We start from the raw sequence: 20,227 nt of genomic DNA, 5'->3' as shown, positions 1-20,227 counted from the left end.
CCCCATCGACTCGGTGCATCCGCGACATGTTCAGACCGTTACCGTTCTTCATAGGCCTGCGCTACACCCGCGCCAAACGCCGCAACCACTACATCTCGTTCATCTCGCTGACCTCGATGATCGGCCTGGCGCTGGGCGTGCTGGCGATGATCATCGTGCTCTCGGTGATGAACGGCTTCCAGAAGGAAATGCGCACGCGGATCCTCGGCATGGTGCCGCATGCCACTATCAGCGCGACGCAGCCGCTGGACGACTGGCAGACCGTCGCCAACGCGGCGCTGCGGCACCGCGAGGTGGTCGGCGCGGCGCCGTTCGCCGAACTGCAGGGCATGCTGTCGTACAAGGGCAACATGCTGCCGGTGCTGGTCAACGGCATCGACCCGCAGGAGGAGCGCAAGGTTTCCATCATCGGCGAGCACATCGTCCAGGGCAGCCTGGACGATCTCAAGCCTGGCGAGTTCGGCATCGTCCTCGGCGAGATCACCGCGCGGCGCTTCCATGTCAATGTCGGCGACAAGCTGACCCTGATCGTCCCGGAAGCCACCAGTGCGCCGGGCGGCATCACTCCGCGCATGCAGCGCTTCACCATCGTCGCCCTGTTCAAGGTCGGCGCCGAACTGGACAACTCGCTGGCGCTGATCGACATCGCCGATGCCGGCCAGTTGCTGCGCCTGCAACCGGGCCAGGTGCCGAGCGTGCGCCTGGAACTGAAGGATCTCTACCAGTCGCCGCAGGTCGCCGCCAAGGTGGTCAAGGAGTTGGGGCAGGGCTTCAGGTCCAGCGACTGGACCAGGACCCAGGGCAGCCTGTTCAACGCGATGAAGATGGAAAAGACCATGATCGGCCTGCTCCTGCTGCTGATCATCGCGGTCGCCGCCTTCAACATCATCGCCACCCTGATCATGGTGGTCGCCGACAAGCGCACCGACATCGCGATTCTTCGTACCCTCGGCGCCACGCCGAGGCAGATCATGGCGATCTTCATGGTCCAGGGCACCGTCATCGGCGTGATCGGGACGGTCATCGGCGGGGTGCTCGGGGTGTTCGCGGCGTTGAACATCACCGGGATGATCGACCGCATCGAGCGGCTGGTCGGGCACAAGGTCTTCAGCTCGGACGTGTACTTCATCAACTACCTGCCTTCCGACCTGCAGGTGCTGGACGTGGTGCTGATCTGCAGCGCTGCATTGCTGATGAGCTTCCTCGCCACCCTGTACCCATCCTGGCGCGCGGCGCGGACACAACCGGCCGAGTCGCTGCGCTACGAGTGAGCGAGAAGGCCTGCGCCTGTCCCCGCATGGGGCGGACAAGGCCCAAGAAAAAGCCGCCTTCGAGGCGGCTTTTTCATGTCCGGCGGATCACTTCGCGGCGACCCGCTCGCGACGTTGCCGGCAGCGTCGGCTCCAACTGCGCTGCACCCACCAGCGCCAGTAGAGCATCGTCAGCGCGTAGCCGAGGATGGCGGCGATGATGCCGCACACCACCGAACCGAGCAGGAAGGGCTGCCAGAGGCTGGACAGCTCCTGGCTGATCCATTCCCAGGTGAGATGGTCCGGCAGGGTGCGCGGCGGCACCTGCATCAACCAGGCGCCCAGCTTGTAGGTGCAATAGAAGACCGGGGGCATCGTGATCGGATTGGTCAGCCAGACCAATCCGACGGAGATTGGCAGATTGCTCCGAATCCACACCGCCAGACCGGCCGCCAGCAGCATCTGCATCGGCATCGGGATGAAGGCGGCGAACAGCCCGGCGGCCATGGCGCGCGATACCGAGTGGCGATTGAGATGCCAAAGGTTGGGATCGTGCGTCAACTTGCCGAGAAAGCGCAGCGACTTCTGCGAGCGGATGCTTTCCGGATCGGGCATGTAGCGCTTGAACAGGCGACGCGGCATGTGGGCTCTCGGTGGATATAGGCTTGCGTATTATGCCAAGCAAGATGACAGGATTTCGTTGCCCATTGTATGACCCCATGTGACATGTCGGGGAGCGGAGGGCACGCCACGGGGATGGGAGGAACCGTTCATGCGCCTGGGATTGTCAGCCCTCGCCGCGGGGCTGCTGGCCCTGCGCTTCCTGGCGGAATTGCCGTCGGTCGGCTGGCTGCTGGGCATGGCCGCCGCCGGACTGTTGCTGCTGTTCGGCCGGCTGTACCGGCTGGGGTTGTTCCTGCTCGGGTTCGCCTGGGCCTGCGGCTCGGCGCAAGTCGCCCTGGACGGACGCCTCGTCGCCGAGCTGGATGGTCGCACCCTTTGGCTGGAGGGGCGTGTGGTCGATCTGCCGGCGAGCGGCGAGGGCGTCACGCGCTTCCGGCTGGAGGAGGTCAGCGCTGCGCGGGGCGTGCTTCTTCCCGAGCGTCTGCGCCTGAGCTGGCGCGGCGCGCCGCCGCTGATGGGCGGCGAACGCTGGCGCCTGGCGGTGACCCTGAAACGCCCCCGCGGCCTGGTGAACGCGGCGGGTTTCGACTACGAGGCCTGGTTGTTGGCGCAGCGGGTCGGTGCCGTGGGCACGGTGAAGGCGGGCCAACGCCTGCAGCTGGCCAGCGGCCTGGATGCCTGGCGCGATGCCTGGCGCCAACGCCTGCTGGCGGTCGACGCACAGGGGCGCGGCGCCGCCCTGGCGGCGCTGGTGCTGGGGGATGGCTCGGGATTGAGTGCGGCCGAGTGGCGCATGTTCCAGGACACCGGCACCGTGCATCTGATGGTCATCTCCGGTTCGCATATCTCGTTGCTGGCGGGGATGCTCTATGGCCTGGTGGCGGCCTTGCATCGCCTGGGCTGCTGGCCGCGGCGCCTGCCCTGGCTGCCCTGTGCCTGCGCCCTGGGTTTGCTTGGTGCCTGGAGCTACGGGTTGATGGCGGGTTTCGAGGTCCCGGTGCGGCGTGCTTGCCTGATGGTCAGCCTGGCGCTGGTCTGGCGCCTGCGTTTCCGCCACCTGGGCTTGCTGACCCCGCTGCTGGCAACGCTGGTGCTGGTCTTGCTGGTCGAGCCGCTGGCCAGCCTGCAGGCGGGGTTCTGGCTGTCGTTCCTGGCGGTTGCCCTGCTGCTCTGGCTGTTCGCCGGGCGCCTTGGGCGCTGGCGCTGGTGGGCGGCCTGGGGGCGGGCGCAGTGGGGGATGGCGCTGGGGCTGGCGATGCCGCTGCTGGCGCTGGGCCTGCCGTTGAGCCTGAGCGGAGCGCCGGCCAACCTGCTGGCGGTGCCTTGGATCGAACTGCTGGTAGTGCCTCCGGCCCTGGCGGGGAGCCTGCTGCTATGGGTGCCCGGGCTGGGCGAGGGGCTGCTTCGCGCCGCTGGCGTTTCGCTGGACCTGCTGTTTCGTGCGCTTGGCCTGCTGGCGGGCCTGGCCGAGGCCTGGCAGCCACCCGCCGCAGCGGCCTGGAGCGTAGCGCTGGGCATGCTCGGCGCGCTCTGCTGGCTGGCGCCGGCTGGCTTGCCGTTGCGTGCCCTCGGTGCCGCGTTGCTACTGCCGGCGTTGTTGCCGTCATCGCCGCCTGTCGAATGGGGGCGGGCGGAAGTGCGGGTGCTGGACGTCGGCCAGGGGCTGGCCGTGCTGGTGCGTACCCGGGAGCATGCCTTGCTCTATGACAGCGGTGCGCGGCAGGGGGCGTTCGACATGGGCGAGCGGGTGGTGGTGCCGGTGCTGCGCAGCCTGGACCTGCGGCGCCTGGACGGCCTGTTGCTGAGCCATGCCGACAACGACCATGCAGGCGGTGCTCCTACGGTCGCTTCCCGATTCCCGCCGGGTTGGCTGGTCAGCGGCGAACCCGCGCGCCTGCCTTCGCCGTTGTTCGCGGTCAGCTGCGACGAGCGGCGCTGGTCCTGGGATGGCGTGGTTTTCGAACAGTGGGCATGGGCGCAGGCCGGCGACAGCAACGACCGCTCCTGCGTGCTGAGGGTCGAGGCCGATGGCGAAGTCCTGCTGCTGACCGGGGACATCTCGCGTGCGGCCGAGCATGCCTGGCTGGCGCGACAGGCCGATCCCCGGGTCGACTGGTTGCTGGCGCCGCATCATGGCAGCCGCAGTTCCTCCGGAGTCGCCTTCGTGTTGCGTACGCGGCCTCGCCATGTGCTGGTCTCGCGAGGTTGGCGCAACGCCTTCGGCCATCCCCATGGCGAAGTGATGGAGCGTTACGCAAGGGTCGCCGCGCAGGTCCACGACACGGCACGCGACGGTGCCCTGACGTTTCTCCTCGGAAGCCGTGGCGGCGCACGCCGGGAGCGTGATTCGGCGCACTTCTGGCGGGAAAAATGAGAACCGTGGCGGTCGGCGGAAAATGGTCGCTGTGCTAGAGTGGCGCCACTTTTTTTTCGGGGATATGCCACTGTGTGGGAACTGGTTCAAGCCGGCGGCTGGATGATGCTGCCGATCATTCTGAGTTCGATCGCCGCCACCGCCATCGTCGCGGAGCGCCTGTGGACGCTGCGCAAGAGCCGCGTCGCGCCGCCCGAGCTGCTCGGCCAGGTGTGGAAGCAGATCAAGGGCAAGCAACTGAGCGCCCAGAAGCTCAAGGACCTGCGCGCCAACTCGCCGCTGGGAGAGATCCTCGCCGCCGGCCTGGCCAACTCCAAGCACGGTCGCGAGATCATGAAGGAGTGCATCGAGGAGGCTGCTTCCGGTGTCATCCACGAGCTGGAGCGCTACCTCAACGCCCTCGGCACCATCGCCGCGATGGCGCCGCTGCTGGGCCTGCTGGGTACGGTGTTCGGCATGATCCAGATCTTCGGCGCCTTCATGGACAACGGCATGGCCAACTCGCCGATGCTTGCCGCGGGCATCTCCAAGGCATTGATCACCACCGCCGCCGGCCTGCTGGTGGCGATTCCGGCGGTGTTCTTCCATCGCTACCTGCTGCGGCGGGTCGACGAACTGGTGATCGCCATGGAGCAGGAGGCCATCAAGCTGGTGGAAGTGGTGCAGGGCGATCGTGAAGTCGACTACGTCGAGGAAGGCAAAGCGTGAAATTCCGCCGCAGACGGGCGGGTGCCGCCCGTGAAGACGTCTTCATCAACCTGGCGTCGCTGATCGACGTGATCTTCGTCCTGCTGCTGTTCTTCGTGGTCAGTACCACCTTCACCCGCCCCGAGCAGCTCAACATCGAGCTGCCATCGGCGGAGAGCGGCGAAACCGCCGGCACCGAGCAGAAGCAACTGGAACTCTCGGTGGATGCCGAGGGGCACTACGCCTTGAACGGGCAGGCGCTGGCCAAGAGCGACCTGGCCACCCTGATGGCGGCGATGCAGCGTGAATCGGCGGGCGACAACAACCTGCCGGTGGTGATCAGCGCCGATGCCAAGTCCACCCACCAGTCGGTGGTCACGGCGATGGACGCAGCGGGCAAGCTGGGCTTCGTCCACCTGCGCATCACCACGGTCGAGAACACGGCGGCCAAGCCCTGATGTCGTTCTCCGAGCGACTGCTCGCCGCCTGGTACCAGGGGCATCCGGCGCTGGCGCTGCTGCGTCCGTTGGAGGCTCTCTATCGTCGGGTGGCGAACGGCCGCCGGGCGGACTTCCTGTCCGGGCGCAAGCCCGCCTACCGGGCACCGCTGCCGGTGCTGGTGGTAGGCAACATCACCGTCGGCGGAACCGGCAAGACGCCGATGATCCTCTGGATGATCGAGCACTGCAGGGCTCGCGGCTTGCGGGTTGGCGTGATCAGCCGCGGCTATGGTGCCCGGCCGCCCACCACGCCGTGGCGGGTGCGGGCCGAGCAGGACGCCGCGGAGGCCGGCGACGAACCGCTGATGATCGTCCGGCGCAGCGGCGTGCCGCTGATGATCGACCCGGATCGTCCGCGCGCCCTGCAGGCGCTGCTCGCCGAAGAGCAGTTGGACCTGGTCCTCTGCGACGATGGCTTGCAGCACTACCGCCTGGCGCGCGATCTGGAGCTGGTGCTGATCGATGCCGCGCGCGGTCTCGGCAATGGTCGTTGCCTGCCGGCCGGTCCGTTGCGCGAACCGGCGGAGCGTCTGCAAAGCGTCGACGCGCTGCTTTACAACGGCGCCGACGAGGATCCTGACGGCGGTTACGCATTCCGCTTGCAGCCTACTGCGCTGATCAACCTGCAGAGCGGCGAGCGCCGACCGCTGGAGCATTTTCCCGCGGGCCAGGAAGTCCACGCCCTGGCCGGGATCGGCAATCCGCAGCGTTTCTTCAGGACGCTCGAGGCGCTACACTGGCGAGCGATTCCGCATGCCTTCCCGGATCACGCGACCTACACGGCGGCCGAACTGGCGTTCAGCCCGCCGCTGCCGCTGCTGATGACCGAGAAGGATGCCGTTAAATGCCGGGCTTTCGCAGCGGCCGACTGGTGGTACCTGGCGGTCGATGCGGTGCCTTCCCCTGCATTCGTCGCCTGGTTCGACGCCCGACTCGAGCATCTCCTGGCGCGCTGACCGGCGGCCGTGCCGCCATTGTATGAAGGACTCCGCCATGGACCCGAAACTCCTCGATATTCTTGCCTGCCCGTTGACCAAGGGCCCGCTGGTGCTCAGCGAAGACAAGACTGAACTGATCAGCAAGCAGGCCGGCCTGGCCTATCCGATCCGCGACGGCATCCCGGTGATGCTGGAGAGCGAGGCTCGCTCCCTGAACGTGGACGAGCGGCTGGACAAGTAATGACCCAGGCGTTCACTGTCGTCATTCCCGCCCGCTACGCCTCCACTCGTCTGCCCGGCAAGCCATTGCAGGATATCGCCGGCCAGCCAATGATCCAGCGTGTCTGGAATCAGGCCCGCAAGAGCGCCGCCAGCCGCGTGGTCGTCGCCACCGACGACGAACGCATCCTGGCGGCGTGCCAGGGGTTCGGCGCCGAGGCGCTGCTGACGCGTGCCGAGCACAACTCCGGCACCGATCGCCTGGAGGAAGTCGCTTCCCGGCTCGGCCTGGCCAGCGATGCCATCGTGGTCAACGTCCAGGGCGACGAGCCGCTGATCCCCCCTGCGCTCATCGATCAGGTGGCGGCCAACCTGGCGGCGCACCCGGAAGCCGCCATCGCTACCCTGGCCGAGCCGATCCATGAGGTCTCCGCGCTGTTCAATCCGAACGTGGTCAAGGTCGCCACCGACATCGACGGCCTGGCCCTGACTTTCAGTCGTGCGCCCTTGCCCTGGGCTCGCGACGCCTTCGCCCGCGATCGCGACAGCCTGCCGGAGGGCGTGCCCTATCGTCGCCACATCGGCATCTACGCCTATCGCGTGGGTTTCCTTGCCGATTTCGTCGCCTGGGGACCGTGCTGGCTGGAGAACGCCGAAAGCCTCGAGCAATTGCGCGCGCTCTGGCACGGGGTGCGAATCCATGTGGCCGATGCCCGCGAAACCATGCTTCCGGGCGTGGATACGCCGGAAGACCTCGAACGCGTTCGCCGCGTGCTGGGGGACTGATGCGCGTCCTGTTCGTCTGCCTGGGCAACATCTGCCGGTCGCCCACCGCCGAAGGCGTGTTCCGGCGCAAGGTCGAGGAGGCCGGGCTGGCCTCCCGTATTCATGTCGATTCCGCCGGCACCGCCGGCTGGCATGTCGGCAAGGCACCTGACCAGCGCACCCGCCTTGCCGCGCAAAGGCGCGGCTACGATCTGTCGGCACTGCGTGGACGCCAGGTCGGCATCGAGGATTTCTCCTGCCATGACCTGATCCTGGCCATGGACCTGTCCAACCTGGCCGACCTCGAGACCCTGCGTGCCGGGCGCGGTGCCGCCGAACTGGATCTGTTCCTGCGTCGCTACGGATCCGAGCGGGACGAAGTACCCGATCCCTACTATGGCGGCGAAGAAGGCTTCGAGCAGGTCCTCGACCTGATCGAACATGCCTGCGACCGTCTGTTGATCGAAGCCAAGGGGCGACTGTGAGCCTGGAACTGCAAGAGCATTGCTCGCTGAAGCCCTATAACACCTTCGGCATCGACGTGCGCGCCCGCCTGCTGGCCCACGCCCGGGACGAGGCTGATGTGCGCGAAGCCCTGGCCCTGGCTCGGGAGCGTGGATTGCCGCTGCTGGTGATCGGTGGTGGCAGCAACCTGCTGCTGACCCGTGACGTCGAGGCGCTGGTATTGCGCATGGCCAGCCAGGGGCGGCGAATTGTTTCCGATGCCGCGGATTCGGTGCTGGTCGAGGCGGAGGCGGGCGAGGCCTGGGACCCATTCGTGCAATGGAGCCTGGAACGGGGCCTGGCCGGTCTGGAAAATCTCAGCCTGATTCCCGGCACCGTGGGTGCGGCGCCGATGCAGAACATCGGCGCCTATGGCGTGGAGCTGAAGGACGTCTTCGACAGTCTGACGGCGTTGGATCGCCAGGATGGAACCCTGCGTGAGTTCGATCGCCAGGCCTGCCGTTTCGGCTACCGCGATAGCCTGTTCAAGCAGGAGCCGGATCGCTGGCTGATCCTCCGCGTGCGCCTGCGCCTGACGCGGCGGGAGAGGCTGCACCTGGACTACGGGCCGGTACGCCAGCGCCTGGAGGAGGAGGGCATCGCCAGTCCGACGGCCAGGGACGTAAGCCGGGTAATCTGCGCCATTCGCCGGGAGAAGCTGCCCGACCCCGCCGTATTGGGCAATGCTGGCAGCTTCTTCAAGAACCCGCTGGTGGATGCGGCGCAGGCCGAACGCTTGCGTCAGGCCTTCCCGGATCTGGTCGGCTATCCGCAGGCGGACGGTCGGCTGAAGCTGGCTGCAGGCTGGCTCATCGACAAGGGCGGCTGGAAGGGTTTCCGCGATGGCCCGGTGGGGGTACACGCGCAGCAGGCGCTGGTCCTGGTCAACCATGGCGGCGCCACTGGTGCCCAGGTCCGGGCATTGGCCGAGCGTATCCAGGAGGACGTCCGTCGGCGTTTCGGCGTCGAATTGGAGCCTGAACCCAATCTCTACTGAGGGTGCGGCTGGAGAATGAAAAAGGGATGCCGGCGGCATCCCTTTTTCATTGTGCGTGTTCGGCGGCTCTGGTCATGACGGGCGGTATGCCGGAGTGCCGCGGAATGGCGCGCAAAAAAAGGGGATGCCATGGCATCCCCTTTTTTCAGCCTGTCACTCAGGCATGCGGGCGCGAGGTTTCGCTTTCCTCGGTCTTTTTCGCGTGCTCCGTGTCGGCGGCGTCTTCGCCGGAAGCTTCAGGCTCGGCCTGTACCGCTTCCTGGGCTTCGTCCGCCTGAGACGGAACGTCGGCCTGGGCGATTTCTTCAGCCTGGGGTGCAGCAGGTTCCTCCTGGGCCGACGCTTCCTCGCTCGCTACAGCCGGGATCTCCTCGACGGCGGGAGCGGCCTGAGCTGCCGCTTCGGCTGCTGCTGCGGCTTCGCGTGCCAGACGCTCGGCTTCGCGTTGCAGGCGACGTTTTTCCCGTGGGTCGTTGAGGGCACGGCCAGTCGCGTTGGCCGGCACCGCCGCGATGGCCGGGGTCGGCTCCTCGGTGGCTGCGGGCTCGCTAGGGGCTGCTACCTCGACGGGCGCCGGGGCGGCAACTTCTTCGGCCGCTTCCGTTGCCGGTTGCACGGCGCTCTCGGCGTCTTCGCGGCTTTCCACGCTTTCGCTGGCGAAGGGAGCTTCTTCAGTGACTTGCGCGACCAGCAGGGTGCTCTGGTCGGCTTCGTCCCGGACCACGCTGACGGTCACCGGCGCTTCGATGTCGGCGGTTTCGCCGGCATTGGCCTCGCTGTCCGCGCCCTGGGTTTCGACGGCTTCGCTGGTCGGTGCGTTGGTTTCATCGCTTGCCGTGGTTTCGCTGGCAGCCTCGCTGGTAGTGGCCGGGGCTTGCTCCACGTTTGCTTCTACGGCTTCGCTGGCGACAGCGATACCGGCAGCAGCGGCGGCTGCGACGGTGTTCAGCGGCGCGGCGGCGTTATCGGTCGCCTCGCTGCCTTCCAGCTCGCCGCTGACCTCGCGCTGGCGTTCGCGGCGGTTGCTGCGACGACGCTGGCCGCGGGAGCGGCGGCGCGGGCGCTCGCCATCGGTATCGTCCTGCTCGTCCTGCTCCAGGCTCTCGTCGTTCGGCAGCGCCTCGGCTTCCAGGGCCGCGGCGTCGCGAGCCTGGCGATCCTCGCGCGGCTGGCGCTCTTCGCGGGCCGGGCGCTCGGCGCGTTCTTCACGGCCTTCGCGGGGTTGGCGCTCTTCGCGAGCCGGGCGTTCGGCGCGCTCTTCGCGGCGGCGTTCGCTGCGTTCCTCGCGACCTTCGCGGCCTTCGCGCGGCTGGCGTTCTTCGCGGGGCGTCCGCTCGGCGCGCTCTTCACGGCCTTCGCGCGGCTGGCGCTCCTCGCGAGCCGGGCGCTCGGCGCGCTCTTCGCGGCGGCGTTCGCTGCGCTCTTCGCGGTTCGGGCGTTCGGCGCGCTCTTCGCGCGGTTGGCGCTCTGCGCGTTCCTCGCGGGGCTTGCGCTCTTCGTCGCGGCGATTGCCATCGCGGCCATCGCGGCGGCGGTTCTGCTGGCGGCCGTTGCGACGCTCGTCCTGGCGGGTTTGGCGCTCGGCAGCCGGCTTGCTGGTTTCAGCAGGCTTGGCGGCAGGTTGATCCTTGCCTGCGAACAGGCCGACCAGGGACTTCACCAGGCCCTGGAACAGGCTCGGCTCGGGCATCGGCTTGGCCGGCTCGACCGGTGCTTCGGTATGTTGCGGTGCGGGCTGCTGGGGAGCGACGGTCTTGACTGCTGCTTCCTGGCGGACCAGGGTGCGGGTCGAGCTGACCGGCTGGGCTTCTTCGTGCTCGACGGTGGCCATTTCGTAGCTGGTCTGGCCGGCAACCAGTTCGGGGCTGTCATCGCGCAGACGCTGGACTTCGAAATGCGGGGTTTCCAGATGATCGTCCGGCAGGATGAAGATGCGCGCGCGGGTGCGCAGTTCGATCTTGGTGATGGCGTTGCGCTTCTCGTTGAGCAGGAAGGCGGCGACCTGGAAGGGCACGCGGGCGCGGACTTCCGCGGTGCGGTCCTTCAGGGCTTCTTCCTCGATCAGGCGCAGGATGGCCAGCGACAGCGACTCGACATCGCGGATGATGCCCTGGCCGTTGCAGCGCGGGCAGACGATGCCGCTGGTCTCGCCGAGGGACGGACGCAGGCGCTGGCGGGACATTTCCAGCAGGCCGAAGCGCGAGATGCGACCGACCTGGACGCGCGCGCGGTCGGCCTCGAGGGCTTCGCGGACACGCTCTTCCACGGCGCGCTGGTTCTTCGCCGGGGTCATGTCGATGAAGTCGATGACGATCAGGCCGCCGATGTCACGCAGGCGCAGCTGGCGGGCGATTTCCTCGGCCGCTTCCAGGTTGGTCTGCAGGGCGGTTTCCTCGATGTCGCCGCCCTTGGTGGCGCGCGCCGAGTTGATGTCGATGGAAACCAGGGCCTCGGTCGGGTCGATGACGATGGAGCCGCCGGACGGCAGCTTCACTTCACGCTGGAAGGCGGTCTCGATCTGGCTCTCGATCTGGAAGCGATTGAACAGCGGAACGCTGTCCTGGTACAGCTTCACCTTGCTGGCGTACTGCGGCATCACCTGGCGGATGAAGTTCAGGGCTTCTTCCTGGGCGTCGATGCTGTCGATCAGCACTTCGCCGATGTCCTGGCGCAGGTAGTCGCGGATGGCGCGGATGATGACGTTGCTTTCCTGGTAGATCAGGAAGGGCGCGCCACGTTCGCCGGACGCTTCCTTGATCGCGCTCCACAGTTGCAGCAGGTAGTCGAGGTCCCACTGCAGTTCCTCGGTGCTGCGGCCGAGGCCGGCGGTGCGCACGATCAGGCCCATGTCGGCCGGTGCGTTGAGGCCGTTCAGGGCCTCGCGCAGCTCGTTGCGTTCTTCGCCTTCGATACGGCGGGAGATGCCGCCGGCGCGCGGGTTGTTCGGCATCAGCACCAGGTAACGGCCGGCCAGGCTGATGAAGGTGGTCAGGGCGGCGCCCTTGTTGCCGCGCTCTTCCTTCTCGACCTGGACGATGACTTCCTGGCCTTCGCTCAGGACTTCCTTGATGTTGATCCGGCCTTCGGGGGATTTCTTGAAGTATTCGCGGGAGATTTCTTTGAGGGGGAGGAAGCCGTGGCGTTCGGCGCCGAAGTCGACGAAGGCGGCTTCGAGGCTGGGTTCGACGCGAGTGATGCGGCCTTTGTAGATGTTGGCCTTCTTCTGCTCGCGGGCGCCCGACTCGATGTCGAGGTCGAACAGGCGTTGGCCGTCGACCAGTGCAACACGCAACTCCTCGGGTTGAGTCGCGTTGATCAGCATTCTTTTCATGTAGTACCAATGGTTTCCGGGGCTACCGGAAACGGCGATCGGCACACACGACTCTCACGGTCGGTGCTCGGGCGCGTATTCAGGAATGGCGGGCCATTCCCGTGTCCAGCGGCGCTCGGCACTGGGTGCCGGTCCGCGACTACGTCTCCTGCTTCCTGTGTTTCAGAAGCACTTGAGTCAGGAGGAGGAATCGGCTGTCGGAGGCGGACGAAAAATGCGTCTGGATCAAGCTAGAAGCTACGCAGTCCAACAGCCGTACATCTCCACCCTACACATGTTCCTTAAGAATCGGGCGCCGCTCGCAGTATCCGGAGCGGGTTGGCATCTCGCGCTCACCGAAGTGGTCGCGGCTCATGTTTCAAGGCTTTGGTTTCGAGTCGTTAGCGGGTTGGAAATTTTCGTATTTCCGCTGAAACGCCTCTGTAGGACGGCCTGACGTCCGTTCAAAGTGTTTGCAGGCGAGGGGGAAATGCAGGTTGGCAATCATCCGCAGGCCAGGCCGCTTATGGCGGCTTCCCGACTATAGCAGCAATGATTAAGTGCTTCAATTGAATGAAAAATTGTTATGATGTACGGATGACTACTCCCGCCTCTCCGACCACCGGTGTCCAGCTGCTCGATGTGCCGCCGGAACTGGCTGGTCAACGTATCGACAATTTCCTTATCGCCCGTCTCAAGGGTGCGCCCAAGACCCTGATCTATCGCATCCTGCGTAAGGGCGAAGTGCGCGTGAACAAGGGGCGGATCAAGCCCGACTATCGGCTCCAGGCCGGAGACCAGGTGCGCGTGCCGCCGCTGCGCCTGGCCGAGCGTGATGAGCCGGCGCCGCTGGCGCAGGGGCTGCTGGAGCGGATGGAGGCGGCGATCGTCTACGAGGACAAGGCGCTGATCGTGGTCAACAAGCCCGCCGGGATCGCCGTGCATGGCGGCAGCGGCGTGAGCGCCGGGGTCATCGAGGTGTTTCGCCAGTTGCGCCCCGATGCCAAGGATATCGAATTGGTGCATCGTCTCGATCGCGATACCTCCGGCCTGCTGATGATCGCCAAGAAGCGCAGCATGTTGCGTCACCTGCATGAGGCCCTGCGGGGCGAGAAGATCGTCGACAAGCGCTATCACGCCCTGGTCCGTGGCCACTGGCCGGCTGGCAAGAAGAACGTGCGCGCGCCGCTGCTGAAGAACAACCTGCGTTCGGGCGAGCGAATGGTAGAGGTGAACGTCGAGGGCAAGGACGCGCTGACTGAGTTCCGGGTGCTGCGTCGCTTCGGCGATTTCGCCACCCTGGTGGAAGCACGCCCGATCACCGGGCGGACCCACCAGATCCGCGTGCATGCCAAGCACGCCGGGCATGCCATCGCCGGCGACCCGAAGTATGGCGACGAGGATTTCTCCCGCGAGATCCGCGAGCTGGGCGGCAAGCGCCTGTTCCTGCATGCCGCGCAGTTGCGCGTGCCGCTGCCCGACGGGCAGGTGCTGGAGCTGGAGGCGCCGGTGGACGAGATGTGGCAGCGTTCGCTGGAGCGTTTGAATGACTGATTACGCGTTGCTGGTATTCGATTGGGACGGCACCCTGGTCGACTCGATCGCGCGCATCGTCGATTCGATGAAGGCGGCGGCGCGGGAAACCGCTCTGCCGGAGCGGGACGATACCCGGATCAAGGGCATCATCGGCCTCGGCTTGCCCGAGGCGATCGCTTCGCTCTATCCGGAGGTTGGCGACCCTGCTCTGGTCGAGCGTTTCCGGCGTGCCTACAGTGAGCATTACCTGGCGCAGGAGGCGCAGCCGTCGCGGTTGTTCCCCGGCGTGGCCGAAGCCATGGTGCATTTTCGCGAGGCCGGGTTCCGCCTGGCGGTCGCCACCGGCAAGAGTCGGCGCGGCCTGGACCGGGTGCTGGCGGGGCATGGCTGGAGCGATTTCTTCGATATCACCCGCTGCGCCGACGAAACGGCCAGCAAGCCGGACCCGTTGATGCTCCACGAGATCCTGGCGCACTGCCGGGTCGAGCCGGGGCGGGCGCTGATGATCGGTGATTCGCCGTTCGACCTGGAAATGGCGCGGCGGGCGGGGATGGATTCGGTTGCGGTGGCCTATGGCGCCCAATCGCTGGAGCAGTTGCGGCCTTATGCGCCGCGGCTGGAAGTTGAGCATTTCACCGAGTTGCGCGCCTGGTTGGGCGGTGCTCGACGTGAGGCGGTTTCAGGAGTGGTTGAGCATGTCTGACGAGTGGAAGTCGGAAACGCCGAAGGCGAATGACGACAAGAGCTGGAAGCTGCTGGAGAAGGCGGTTCTCGCCGGGGTCCAGGAGCAGCGGCGGGCGCGGCGCTGGGGAATATTCTTCAAGTCGCTGACCTTCATCTATCTCTTTGTCGTGCTGCTGGCCTTCAGTCCGTTCGGCAGCCTGGAGAAATCGGCCTCGCGCAGCGGTAGCCACACGGCACTGATCGAGGTGAAGGGCATGATCGCCGACGATGAGCCGGCCAGCGCCGACAATATCGTCACGGCCCTGCGCGCGGCGTTCAAGGATGAGGGTACCAAGGGGATCGTCCTGCGGATCAACAGTCCGGGCGGCAGTCCGGTGCAGTCGGGCTATATCTATGACGAGATTCGTCGCCTGCGCGGCGAGCACCCGAACGTCAAAGTCTATGCGGTGATCAGCGACCTGGGTGCCTCCGGCGCCTACTACATCGCCAGCGCCGCCGACCAGATCTACGCCGACAAGGCCAGCCTGGTCGGTTCCATCGGCGTGACGGCGGCCAGCTTCGGTTTCGTCGGCACCATGGAGAAGCTCGGTGTCGAGCGACGCGTCTATACCTCCGGCGAGCACAAGTCGTTCCTCGATCCTTTCCAGCCGCAAAAGCCCGAGGAGACCCAGTTCTGGCAGCAGGTGCTGGATACCACCCACAAGCAGTTCATCGACAGCGTGAAAAAAGGGCGCGGCGACCGGCTCAAGGTCGAGGGGCATCCGGAGCTGTTCTCGGGTCTGGTCTGGTCCGGCGAACAGGCATTGCAGCTCGGTTTGATCGACGGTCTGGGCAATGCCAGCTATGTGGCGCGCGAAGTGGTGAAGGAGAAGAAGATCGAGGACTACACCGTGCAGGAGTCGCCGTTCGATCGCTTCGCCAAGAAGTTCGGTGCCAGTGTGGCGGAGCGCCTCGCGCTGTGGATGGGCTGGCAGGGGCCGGTACTGCGCTGAGAGCGTTTCCCTTCCTTATATAAAGAAGCCCGGCTGAAGCCGGGCTTCTTTATATGGGAATGCCGGAAATGGGAATGCCGGCTCAGGGGATTTCGACGCCTTCCTCGAGGAGCATGTCGACCAGGCGGATCAGCGGCAGGCCCACCAGGCTGGTGGCGTCCTCTCCTTCGGTGGCGCGGAACAGGCTGACGCCCAGGCCTTCCGCCTTGAAGCTGCCGGCGCAGTCCAGCGGGCGTTCCGCTTCGACGTAGCGGCGGATGCGGCTCTCGTCGAGGTGGCGGAAGTGCACGGTGAACGGCACGCATGCCACCTGGATGCGCCGGCTGGCGCTGTTGAGGAGGGCCAGTCCGGTGAGGAAGGTCACGCTCTTGCCGCTGGCGTCCCGTAGCTGCTGGATGGCGCGTTCGGGGGTGTGCGGCTTGCCGAGGATGTCGCCGTCGAGTACGGCGACCTGGTCGGAGCCGATCACCAGGTGTTGCGGATAGCGTCCGGCCAGCGCTTCGGCCTTGCTGGCGGAAAGGCGGCGCACCAGTTCCTCGGCACTTTCCCCGGCGCGATGGCTTTCGTCGATATCGGGGCTGGCGCTTTCGAAGGGAAGGCGCAGGCGGGTCAGGAGTTCGCGTCGGTAGGGGGAGCTGGAGGCGAGGATCAGGTCGGGCATGAGGTTCTCCGTGGCGAGCGGCCGATTTTAACGAAAAGACTCGTCCTTACAGCGGTTTATGGCTAATTTCCTTTGACAGGCGCGGGGGCGTCCCTATAATGGCGCGCTTATGTTGAATGGGCCGATTCCACCTCATATCGATCCGCGCAAGTTGGTCGACCGCGGCGCCACCCTCGAGGGTGTGTACGCGCTCGCCGATATGCCGCGTGTATGCGAGCAACTGACCAGCGATGCCGGTGAGGTGCGCGTGAAGGTTTCCTTCGAGCGCGACCACCAGAAGCTGGCGGTCATGCATATGCAGCTCGATACCGAGGTGAGCATGGTATGCCAACGCTGCCTGGATGCGGCGGCCATTCCCGTGCATGGCGAATATACCTACGCCATTCTTCGGGAAGGTCAGTCCGCCGACGGTCTGCCGAAGGGGTACGATGCGCTGGAAGTGGGGGAGGAACCCCTGGACCTGCTGGCGCTGGTCGAGGACGAGCTGTTGCTCGCCTTACCCATCGTTCCGGCCCATGACCCCGAAGTATGTCAGCACCCGGCTGGATTCGTCGTCGAAGACGAGCCGGAGTCGAGCGAAGTCGAGGACAAGCGTCCTAATCCGTTCAGCGTACTGGCACAGTTGAAGCGTGACCCAAACGTTTAGGAGTTAATCAATCATGGCTGTTCAGCAGAACAAAAAGTCTCGTTCCGCTCGTGACATGCGTCGTTCCCACGATGCGCTCGAGTCCAATGCTCTGTCCGTGGAAAAGAGCACCGGTGAAGTCCACCTGCGCCACCACGTATCCCCGGACGGCTTCTATCGCGGCCGTAAGGTAGTAGACAAGGGCTCCGACGAGTAATCCTTGTCCGCACCAATCATCGCGATTGATGCAATGGGTGGGGACTTCGGTCCCCACTGCGTTGTTCCGGCCTCTATTGCCTTCCTGGCAGAGAATTCCTCTTCGCAACTGATCCTCGTCGGTCAGCCTGCCCTCCTCGAAGAACTCCTTTCCCGCTATCCGTCGCTCGACCGGCAGCGCCTGCGCGTGCATGCGGCCAGCGAAGTGATAGGTTCAGACGAACGTCCCTCCCAGGCCTTGCGTGGCAAGCCGGACGCCTCCATGCGCGTGGCGCTGGAGCTGGTCCGCGACGGCCGGGCGCACGCGTGCGTCAGCGCCGGCAATACCGGGGCGTTGATGGCGCTGTCGCGGCACCTGCTGAAGACCCTGCCCGGTATCGACCGCCCTGCGATGGTGACGGCGGTTCCGACCGAGAAGGGGCATTGTCATCTGCTCGACCTCGGCGCCAACGTGGATTGCAGTGCCGAGCATCTCTACCAGTTCGCGGTGATGGGCGCGGTGGCGGCAGAGGCCTTGGGCTGCGTCTCGCCCCGGGTCGCCCTGCTCAACGTGGGGACCGAGGAGATCAAGGGCAACCAGCAGGTCAAGCTGGCGGCGAGTCTGTTGCAGAAGGCGCAGGGGTTGAATTTCAGCGGATATATAGAGGGCGATGGCCTGTATCGCGGTGAGGCCGACGTGGTGGTCTGCGACGGTTTCGTCGGCAACATCCTGCTGAAGGCCAGCGAAGGCCTGGCTGCCATGGTGTCGGCGCGGATCGAACAGCGCTTCCGCGATGGACTGGCGGCGAAGCTGGTCGGTGCGCTGGCGTTGCCGCTGCTGCGCCGGCTGCGCGGCGATATCGCTCCGGCACGCTATAACGGCGCCAGTTTCCTCGGATTGCAGGGGATAGTGGTGAAAAGCCATGGGTCTGCCGCCGAGGAGGGTTTCCAGAGCGCCTTGCGTCGCGCGGCACTGGAAGTCCGGGAAAACCTGCCGCAACGATTGCATGGCCGTCTCGAGCATCTGCTGCTCTAATGTGTGACCGGGCGGTCCAGGCAGCCATCCAACACTCAGTTTCCTGCGCCAGTCGCGGCTGGCGCGTTATCTCCGACGAGCAAAAGACCACAAGGGACCTATTCAATGTCTGCATCCCTCGCATTCGTCTTCCCCGGCCAGGGTTCGCAATCCCTCGGCATGCTGGCCGAGCTGGGCGCCCAGCAGGCGCTGGTGCGCGATACCTTCGCCGAGGCCTCCGAGGCGCTCGGTTACGACCTTTGGGCGCTGGTCCAGAATGGACCTGAAGAGCGGCTGAACCAGACCGACAAGACCCAGCCGGCCATCCTCACGGTTTCGATCGCGCTCTGGCGCCTCTGGCTGGCCGAGGGCGGCGCGCGCCCGGCGTTCGTCGCCGGGCACAGCCTGGGCGAATATTCCGCGCTGGTCGCGGCCGAAAGCCTGGCGTTCGCCGATGCGGTCAAGCTGGTCGAGCGTAGGGGCCAACTGATGCAGCAGGCGGTTCCGGCGGGGCAGGGCGGCATGGCCGCGATCCTTGGCCTGGAAGACGCCGATGTATTGGCGGCCTGTGCCGAGGCGGCCCAGGGCGAGGTGGTCAGCGCGGTCAACTTCAACGCGCCGGGGCAGGTAGTGATCGCCGGTGCCGCGGCTGCCGTTGAGCGTGCCATCGAGGCGTGCAAGGCGCGCGGCGCCAAGCGCGCGGTGGCGCTACCGGTCAGCGTGCCGTCGCATTGCGAGCTGATGCGTCCGGCTGCCGAGCAGTTCGCTGCCTCGGTCGAAAGCTTGCAGTGGCAGGCGCCGAAGATTGCGCTGGTGCAGAACGTCAGCGCCGCCGTGCCGGCTGATCTCGATACGCTGCGCCGCGACCTGCTGGCACAGCTGTACAGCCCGGTTCGCTGGGTGGAGAGCATCCAGCTGCTGGCGGAAAAGGGCGTCACCGAGCTGGTCGAGTGCGGGCCGGGCAAGGTCCTGGCAGGCCTCAACAGGCGCTGTGCGAAGGGCATCAATACCCATGGCCTGGATGGCGTCGAGGCGTTCGCCGCCACGCGCGCCGCCCTGGCCTGAGAGAGAGTGAAAGGAGAGAATCCCATGAGTCTGCAAGGTAAGGTCGCATTGGTAACCGGCGCCAGCCGTGGCATCGGCCAGGCGATTGCGCTGGAACTGGGGCGCCTGGGTGCCGTGGTCATCGGCACCGCGACCAGCGCGTCCGGCGCCGAGAAGATCGCCGAAACCCTCAAGGCCAATGGCGTCGAGGGTGCGGGCCTGGTCCTGGACGTTTCCAGCGACGAATCCGTAGCCGCGACCCTGGAGCACATCCAGCAGCATCTCGGCCAACCGCTGATCGTGGTCAATAACGCCGGCATCACCCGCGATAATCTGCTGGTGCGCATGAAAGACGACGAGTGGTTCGATGTGGTCAACACCAACCTGAACAGTCTCTACCGTCTGTCGAAAGCCGTTCTGCGCGGTATGACCAAGGCCCGCTGGGGGCGCATCATCAACATCGGTTCCGTGGTCGGCGCCATGGGCAATGCCGGGCAAACCAACTATGCCGCGGCGAAGGCCGGCCTGGAGGGCTTCACCCGTGCGCTGGCCCGGGAAGTCGGTTCGCGTGCCATTACCGTGAATGCGGTGGCGCCGGGCTTCATCGACACCGACATGACCCGCGAGCTGCCGGAAGCCCAGCGCGAAGCGCTGCTGGGCCAGATTCCGCTGGGTCGCCTGGGGCAGGCGGAAGAGATCGCCAAGGTGGTCGGCTTCCTCGCTTCGGACGGCGCAGCCTATGTGACCGGGGCCACCGTGCCGGTCAATGGTGGGATGTACATGAGCTGAATGTGACGTTACCTTTCTCGGGCCTGTCATAAGCGCTGTCTAGAATTCGTTGCGGAATTGCAGCCGGGTTATTAGATAGAATTATCGAAGTGGCCGTGGGAAGGTGAGGCGTTCAGCTTGAAAAGCAGAAAACCCTTTCTATACACTTACCCGCAGCCCAGCTGCTCGGATTTTCCATAGGAGTGAAAACAAGGTATGAGCACCATCGAAGAACGCGTTAAGAAGATCGTCGCTGAACAACTCGGCGTGAAGGAAGAAGAAGTCACCAACAGCGCTTCCTTCGTCGAAGACCTGGGCGCCGACTCCCTTGACACCGTCGAGCTGGTGATGGCTCTGGAAGAGGAATTCGAGACCGAAATCCCTGACGAGAAAGCTGAAAAGATCACCACCGTTCAGGAAGCCATCGACTACATCGTTGCTCACCAGCAATAAGTAGTCGTCGGATTTTCCGACGTGGAAAAGCCGCACAGCCTGTAAGGGCGTGCGGCTTTTCTTTAGCGCCTTACCTACTCTGGTAG

Annotated in this window: 21 protein-coding genes; 18 read left to right on the top strand and 3 right to left on the bottom strand. The window is 65.7% G+C overall.

Annotated elements, in window-relative coordinates; all coding sequences use genetic code 11:
• Window positions 1-26: 26 nt before the first annotated feature.
• Window positions 27-1,271 (top strand): lipoprotein-releasing ABC transporter permease subunit, encoded by a 1,245-nt coding sequence (locus tag LT948_RS14240; protein WP_003105198.1) that lies wholly within the window; start codon window positions 27-29, stop codon window positions 1,269-1,271.
• A gap of 87 nt (window positions 1,272-1,358) precedes the next feature.
• On the opposite strand, the gene LT948_RS14235 is transcribed toward LT948_RS14240, so the two are convergent.
• A complete protein-coding gene (locus LT948_RS14235) occupies window positions 1,359-1,892 on the bottom strand; it encodes a DUF2062 domain-containing protein (protein WP_003091165.1) in 534 nt (177 codons plus the stop codon).
• Between the two features lie 130 nt (window positions 1,893-2,022).
• On the opposite strand from LT948_RS14235, the gene LT948_RS14230 reads away from it, so the two are divergent.
• The 8 genes from LT948_RS14230 (at window position 2,023) to murB (ending at window position 8,858) form a co-directional block, all read left to right on the top strand.
• Window positions 2,023-4,248 (top strand): DNA internalization-related competence protein ComEC/Rec2, encoded by a 2,226-nt coding sequence (locus tag LT948_RS14230; RefSeq protein ID WP_073657003.1) that lies wholly within the window; start codon window positions 2,023-2,025, stop codon window positions 4,246-4,248.
• A gap of 72 nt (window positions 4,249-4,320) precedes the next feature.
• Complete coding sequence (locus LT948_RS14225; protein WP_003091163.1) at window positions 4,321-4,956, top strand: MotA/TolQ/ExbB proton channel family protein; 636 nt, start codon at window positions 4,321-4,323, stop codon at window positions 4,954-4,956.
• On the top strand, window positions 4,953-5,393 hold the full coding sequence (locus LT948_RS14220) for an ExbD/TolR family protein (protein ID WP_003091161.1): 441 nt from the start codon (window positions 4,953-4,955) through the stop codon (window positions 5,391-5,393). The genes LT948_RS14225 and LT948_RS14220 overlap by 4 nt, the downstream gene beginning before the upstream one ends.
• Complete coding sequence (gene lpxK / locus LT948_RS14215) at window positions 5,393-6,391, top strand: tetraacyldisaccharide 4'-kinase (RefSeq protein WP_003130692.1); 999 nt, start codon at window positions 5,393-5,395, stop codon at window positions 6,389-6,391. Before LT948_RS14220 ends, lpxK begins: the two co-directional genes overlap by 1 nt.
• A 37-nt stretch (window positions 6,392-6,428) precedes the next feature.
• The gene (locus LT948_RS14210; protein WP_003091157.1) at window positions 6,429-6,614 is read left to right on the top strand and encodes a Trm112 family protein; all 186 of its coding nucleotides are present in this window, start codon (window positions 6,429-6,431) and stop codon (window positions 6,612-6,614) included.
• A complete protein-coding gene (gene kdsB / locus LT948_RS14205) occupies window positions 6,614-7,378 on the top strand; it encodes a 3-deoxy-manno-octulosonate cytidylyltransferase (protein ID WP_003130694.1) in 765 nt (254 codons plus the stop codon). Before LT948_RS14210 ends, kdsB begins: the two co-directional genes overlap by 1 nt.
• Complete coding sequence (locus LT948_RS14200; RefSeq protein ID WP_003091154.1) at window positions 7,378-7,842, top strand: low molecular weight protein-tyrosine-phosphatase; 465 nt, start codon at window positions 7,378-7,380, stop codon at window positions 7,840-7,842. Before kdsB ends, LT948_RS14200 begins: the two co-directional genes overlap by 1 nt.
• Window positions 7,839-8,858, top strand: coding sequence for a UDP-N-acetylmuramate dehydrogenase (gene murB, locus LT948_RS14195; RefSeq protein ID WP_003091153.1), 1,020 nt, complete (start codon window positions 7,839-7,841; stop codon window positions 8,856-8,858). Before LT948_RS14200 ends, murB begins: the two co-directional genes overlap by 4 nt.
• Window positions 8,859-9,015: 157 nt before the next feature.
• Here the strand turns inward: murB and rne are convergent, their stop codons facing one another.
• A complete protein-coding gene (gene rne / locus LT948_RS14190) occupies window positions 9,016-12,189 on the bottom strand; it encodes a ribonuclease E (protein WP_023875117.1) in 3,174 nt (1,057 codons plus the stop codon).
• Window positions 12,190-12,765: 576 nt separating this feature from the next.
• Between rne and rluC the strand changes: the two genes are divergently transcribed.
• Genes rluC through sppA form a run of 3 tightly spaced genes read left to right on the top strand, consistent with a single transcriptional unit; the run spans window position 12,766 to window position 15,380 of the window.
• Window positions 12,766-13,722, top strand: a complete 957-nt coding sequence (gene rluC / locus LT948_RS14185) for a 23S rRNA pseudouridine(955/2504/2580) synthase RluC (protein WP_003104143.1) — start codon at window positions 12,766-12,768, stop codon at window positions 13,720-13,722.
• Window positions 13,715-14,407, top strand: coding sequence for an HAD-IA family hydrolase (locus tag LT948_RS14180; RefSeq protein ID WP_003091148.1), 693 nt, complete (start codon window positions 13,715-13,717; stop codon window positions 14,405-14,407). Before rluC ends, LT948_RS14180 begins: the two co-directional genes overlap by 8 nt.
• Complete coding sequence (gene sppA, locus LT948_RS14175) at window positions 14,400-15,380, top strand: signal peptide peptidase SppA (protein WP_003091146.1); 981 nt, start codon at window positions 14,400-14,402, stop codon at window positions 15,378-15,380. Before LT948_RS14180 ends, sppA begins: the two co-directional genes overlap by 8 nt.
• An 82-nt stretch (window positions 15,381-15,462) precedes the next feature.
• Here sppA and LT948_RS14170 read toward each other — a convergent pair whose 3' ends face one another.
• Window positions 15,463-16,041, bottom strand: coding sequence for a Maf family protein (locus tag LT948_RS14170; RefSeq protein WP_019485452.1), 579 nt, complete (start codon window positions 16,039-16,041; stop codon window positions 15,463-15,465).
• Between the two features lie 109 nt (window positions 16,042-16,150).
• On the opposite strand from LT948_RS14170, the gene LT948_RS14165 reads away from it, so the two are divergent.
• The 6 genes from LT948_RS14165 to acpP all read left to right on the top strand — a co-directional run bounded on the left by LT948_RS14165 (window position 16,151) and on the right by acpP (window position 20,141).
• On the top strand, window positions 16,151-16,687 hold the full coding sequence (locus LT948_RS14165; RefSeq protein ID WP_003091144.1) for a YceD family protein: 537 nt from the start codon (window positions 16,151-16,153) through the stop codon (window positions 16,685-16,687).
• Between the two features lie 13 nt (window positions 16,688-16,700).
• Window positions 16,701-16,883 carry a 50S ribosomal protein L32 gene (rpmF, locus tag LT948_RS14160; RefSeq protein ID WP_003091143.1) on the top strand — a complete coding sequence of 61 codons (183 nt, stop codon included), beginning with the start codon at window positions 16,701-16,703 and terminating at the stop codon, window positions 16,881-16,883.
• Between the two features lie 3 nt (window positions 16,884-16,886).
• A complete protein-coding gene (gene plsX / locus LT948_RS14155) occupies window positions 16,887-17,897 on the top strand; it encodes a phosphate acyltransferase PlsX (RefSeq protein WP_071533934.1) in 1,011 nt (336 codons plus the stop codon).
• Between the two features lie 105 nt (window positions 17,898-18,002).
• Complete coding sequence (gene fabD / locus LT948_RS14150) at window positions 18,003-18,941, top strand: ACP S-malonyltransferase (RefSeq protein WP_003091139.1); 939 nt, start codon at window positions 18,003-18,005, stop codon at window positions 18,939-18,941.
• A gap of 24 nt (window positions 18,942-18,965) precedes the next feature.
• The gene (fabG, locus tag LT948_RS14145; protein ID WP_003091137.1) at window positions 18,966-19,709 is read left to right on the top strand and encodes a 3-oxoacyl-ACP reductase FabG; all 744 of its coding nucleotides are present in this window, start codon (window positions 18,966-18,968) and stop codon (window positions 19,707-19,709) included.
• A gap of 195 nt (window positions 19,710-19,904) precedes the next feature.
• Window positions 19,905-20,141, top strand: coding sequence for an acyl carrier protein (acpP, locus tag LT948_RS14140; RefSeq protein WP_003091135.1), 237 nt, complete (start codon window positions 19,905-19,907; stop codon window positions 20,139-20,141).
• Window positions 20,142-20,227 lie beyond the last annotated feature (86 nt).

It is taken from the genome of Pseudomonas sp. CP-1 (genome assembly GCF_021213715.1).
GTDB lineage: Bacteria > Pseudomonadota > Gammaproteobacteria > Pseudomonadales > Pseudomonadaceae > Pseudomonas > Pseudomonas aeruginosa.
Note: the sequence above shows the minus strand (reverse complement) of the source record. Positions and strands in the feature narration are given on the sequence as shown.

Coding starts and splice junctions, on each gene's coding strand:
- sppA (WP_003091146.1), top strand. CDS start 14,400: ATGTCTGACGAGTGGAAGTCGGAAACGCCGAAGGCGAATGACGACAAG.
- rluC (WP_003104143.1), top strand. CDS start 12,766: ATGACTACTCCCGCCTCTCCGACCACCGGTGTCCAGCTGCTCGATGTG.
- rne (WP_023875117.1), bottom strand. CDS start 12,189: ATGAAAAGAATGCTGATCAACGCGACTCAACCCGAGGAGTTGCGTGTT.
- LT948_RS14230 (WP_073657003.1), top strand. CDS start 2,023: ATGCGCCTGGGATTGTCAGCCCTCGCCGCGGGGCTGCTGGCCCTGCGC.
- lpxK (WP_003130692.1), top strand. CDS start 5,393: ATGTCGTTCTCCGAGCGACTGCTCGCCGCCTGGTACCAGGGGCATCCG.
- kdsB (WP_003130694.1), top strand. CDS start 6,614: ATGACCCAGGCGTTCACTGTCGTCATTCCCGCCCGCTACGCCTCCACT.
- LT948_RS14240 (WP_003105198.1), top strand. CDS start 27: ATGTTCAGACCGTTACCGTTCTTCATAGGCCTGCGCTACACCCGCGCC.
- LT948_RS14200 (WP_003091154.1), top strand. CDS start 7,378: ATGCGCGTCCTGTTCGTCTGCCTGGGCAACATCTGCCGGTCGCCCACC.
- fabG (WP_003091137.1), top strand. CDS start 18,966: ATGAGTCTGCAAGGTAAGGTCGCATTGGTAACCGGCGCCAGCCGTGGC.
- LT948_RS14235 (WP_003091165.1), bottom strand. CDS start 1,892: ATGCCGCGTCGCCTGTTCAAGCGCTACATGCCCGATCCGGAAAGCATC.
- acpP (WP_003091135.1), top strand. CDS start 19,905: ATGAGCACCATCGAAGAACGCGTTAAGAAGATCGTCGCTGAACAACTC.
- LT948_RS14180 (WP_003091148.1), top strand. CDS start 13,715: ATGACTGATTACGCGTTGCTGGTATTCGATTGGGACGGCACCCTGGTC.
- rpmF (WP_003091143.1), top strand. CDS start 16,701: ATGGCTGTTCAGCAGAACAAAAAGTCTCGTTCCGCTCGTGACATGCGT.
- fabD (WP_003091139.1), top strand. CDS start 18,003: ATGTCTGCATCCCTCGCATTCGTCTTCCCCGGCCAGGGTTCGCAATCC.
- LT948_RS14170 (WP_019485452.1), bottom strand. CDS start 16,041: ATGCCCGACCTGATCCTCGCCTCCAGCTCCCCCTACCGACGCGAACTC.
- LT948_RS14210 (WP_003091157.1), top strand. CDS start 6,429: ATGGACCCGAAACTCCTCGATATTCTTGCCTGCCCGTTGACCAAGGGC.
- LT948_RS14165 (WP_003091144.1), top strand. CDS start 16,151: ATGTTGAATGGGCCGATTCCACCTCATATCGATCCGCGCAAGTTGGTC.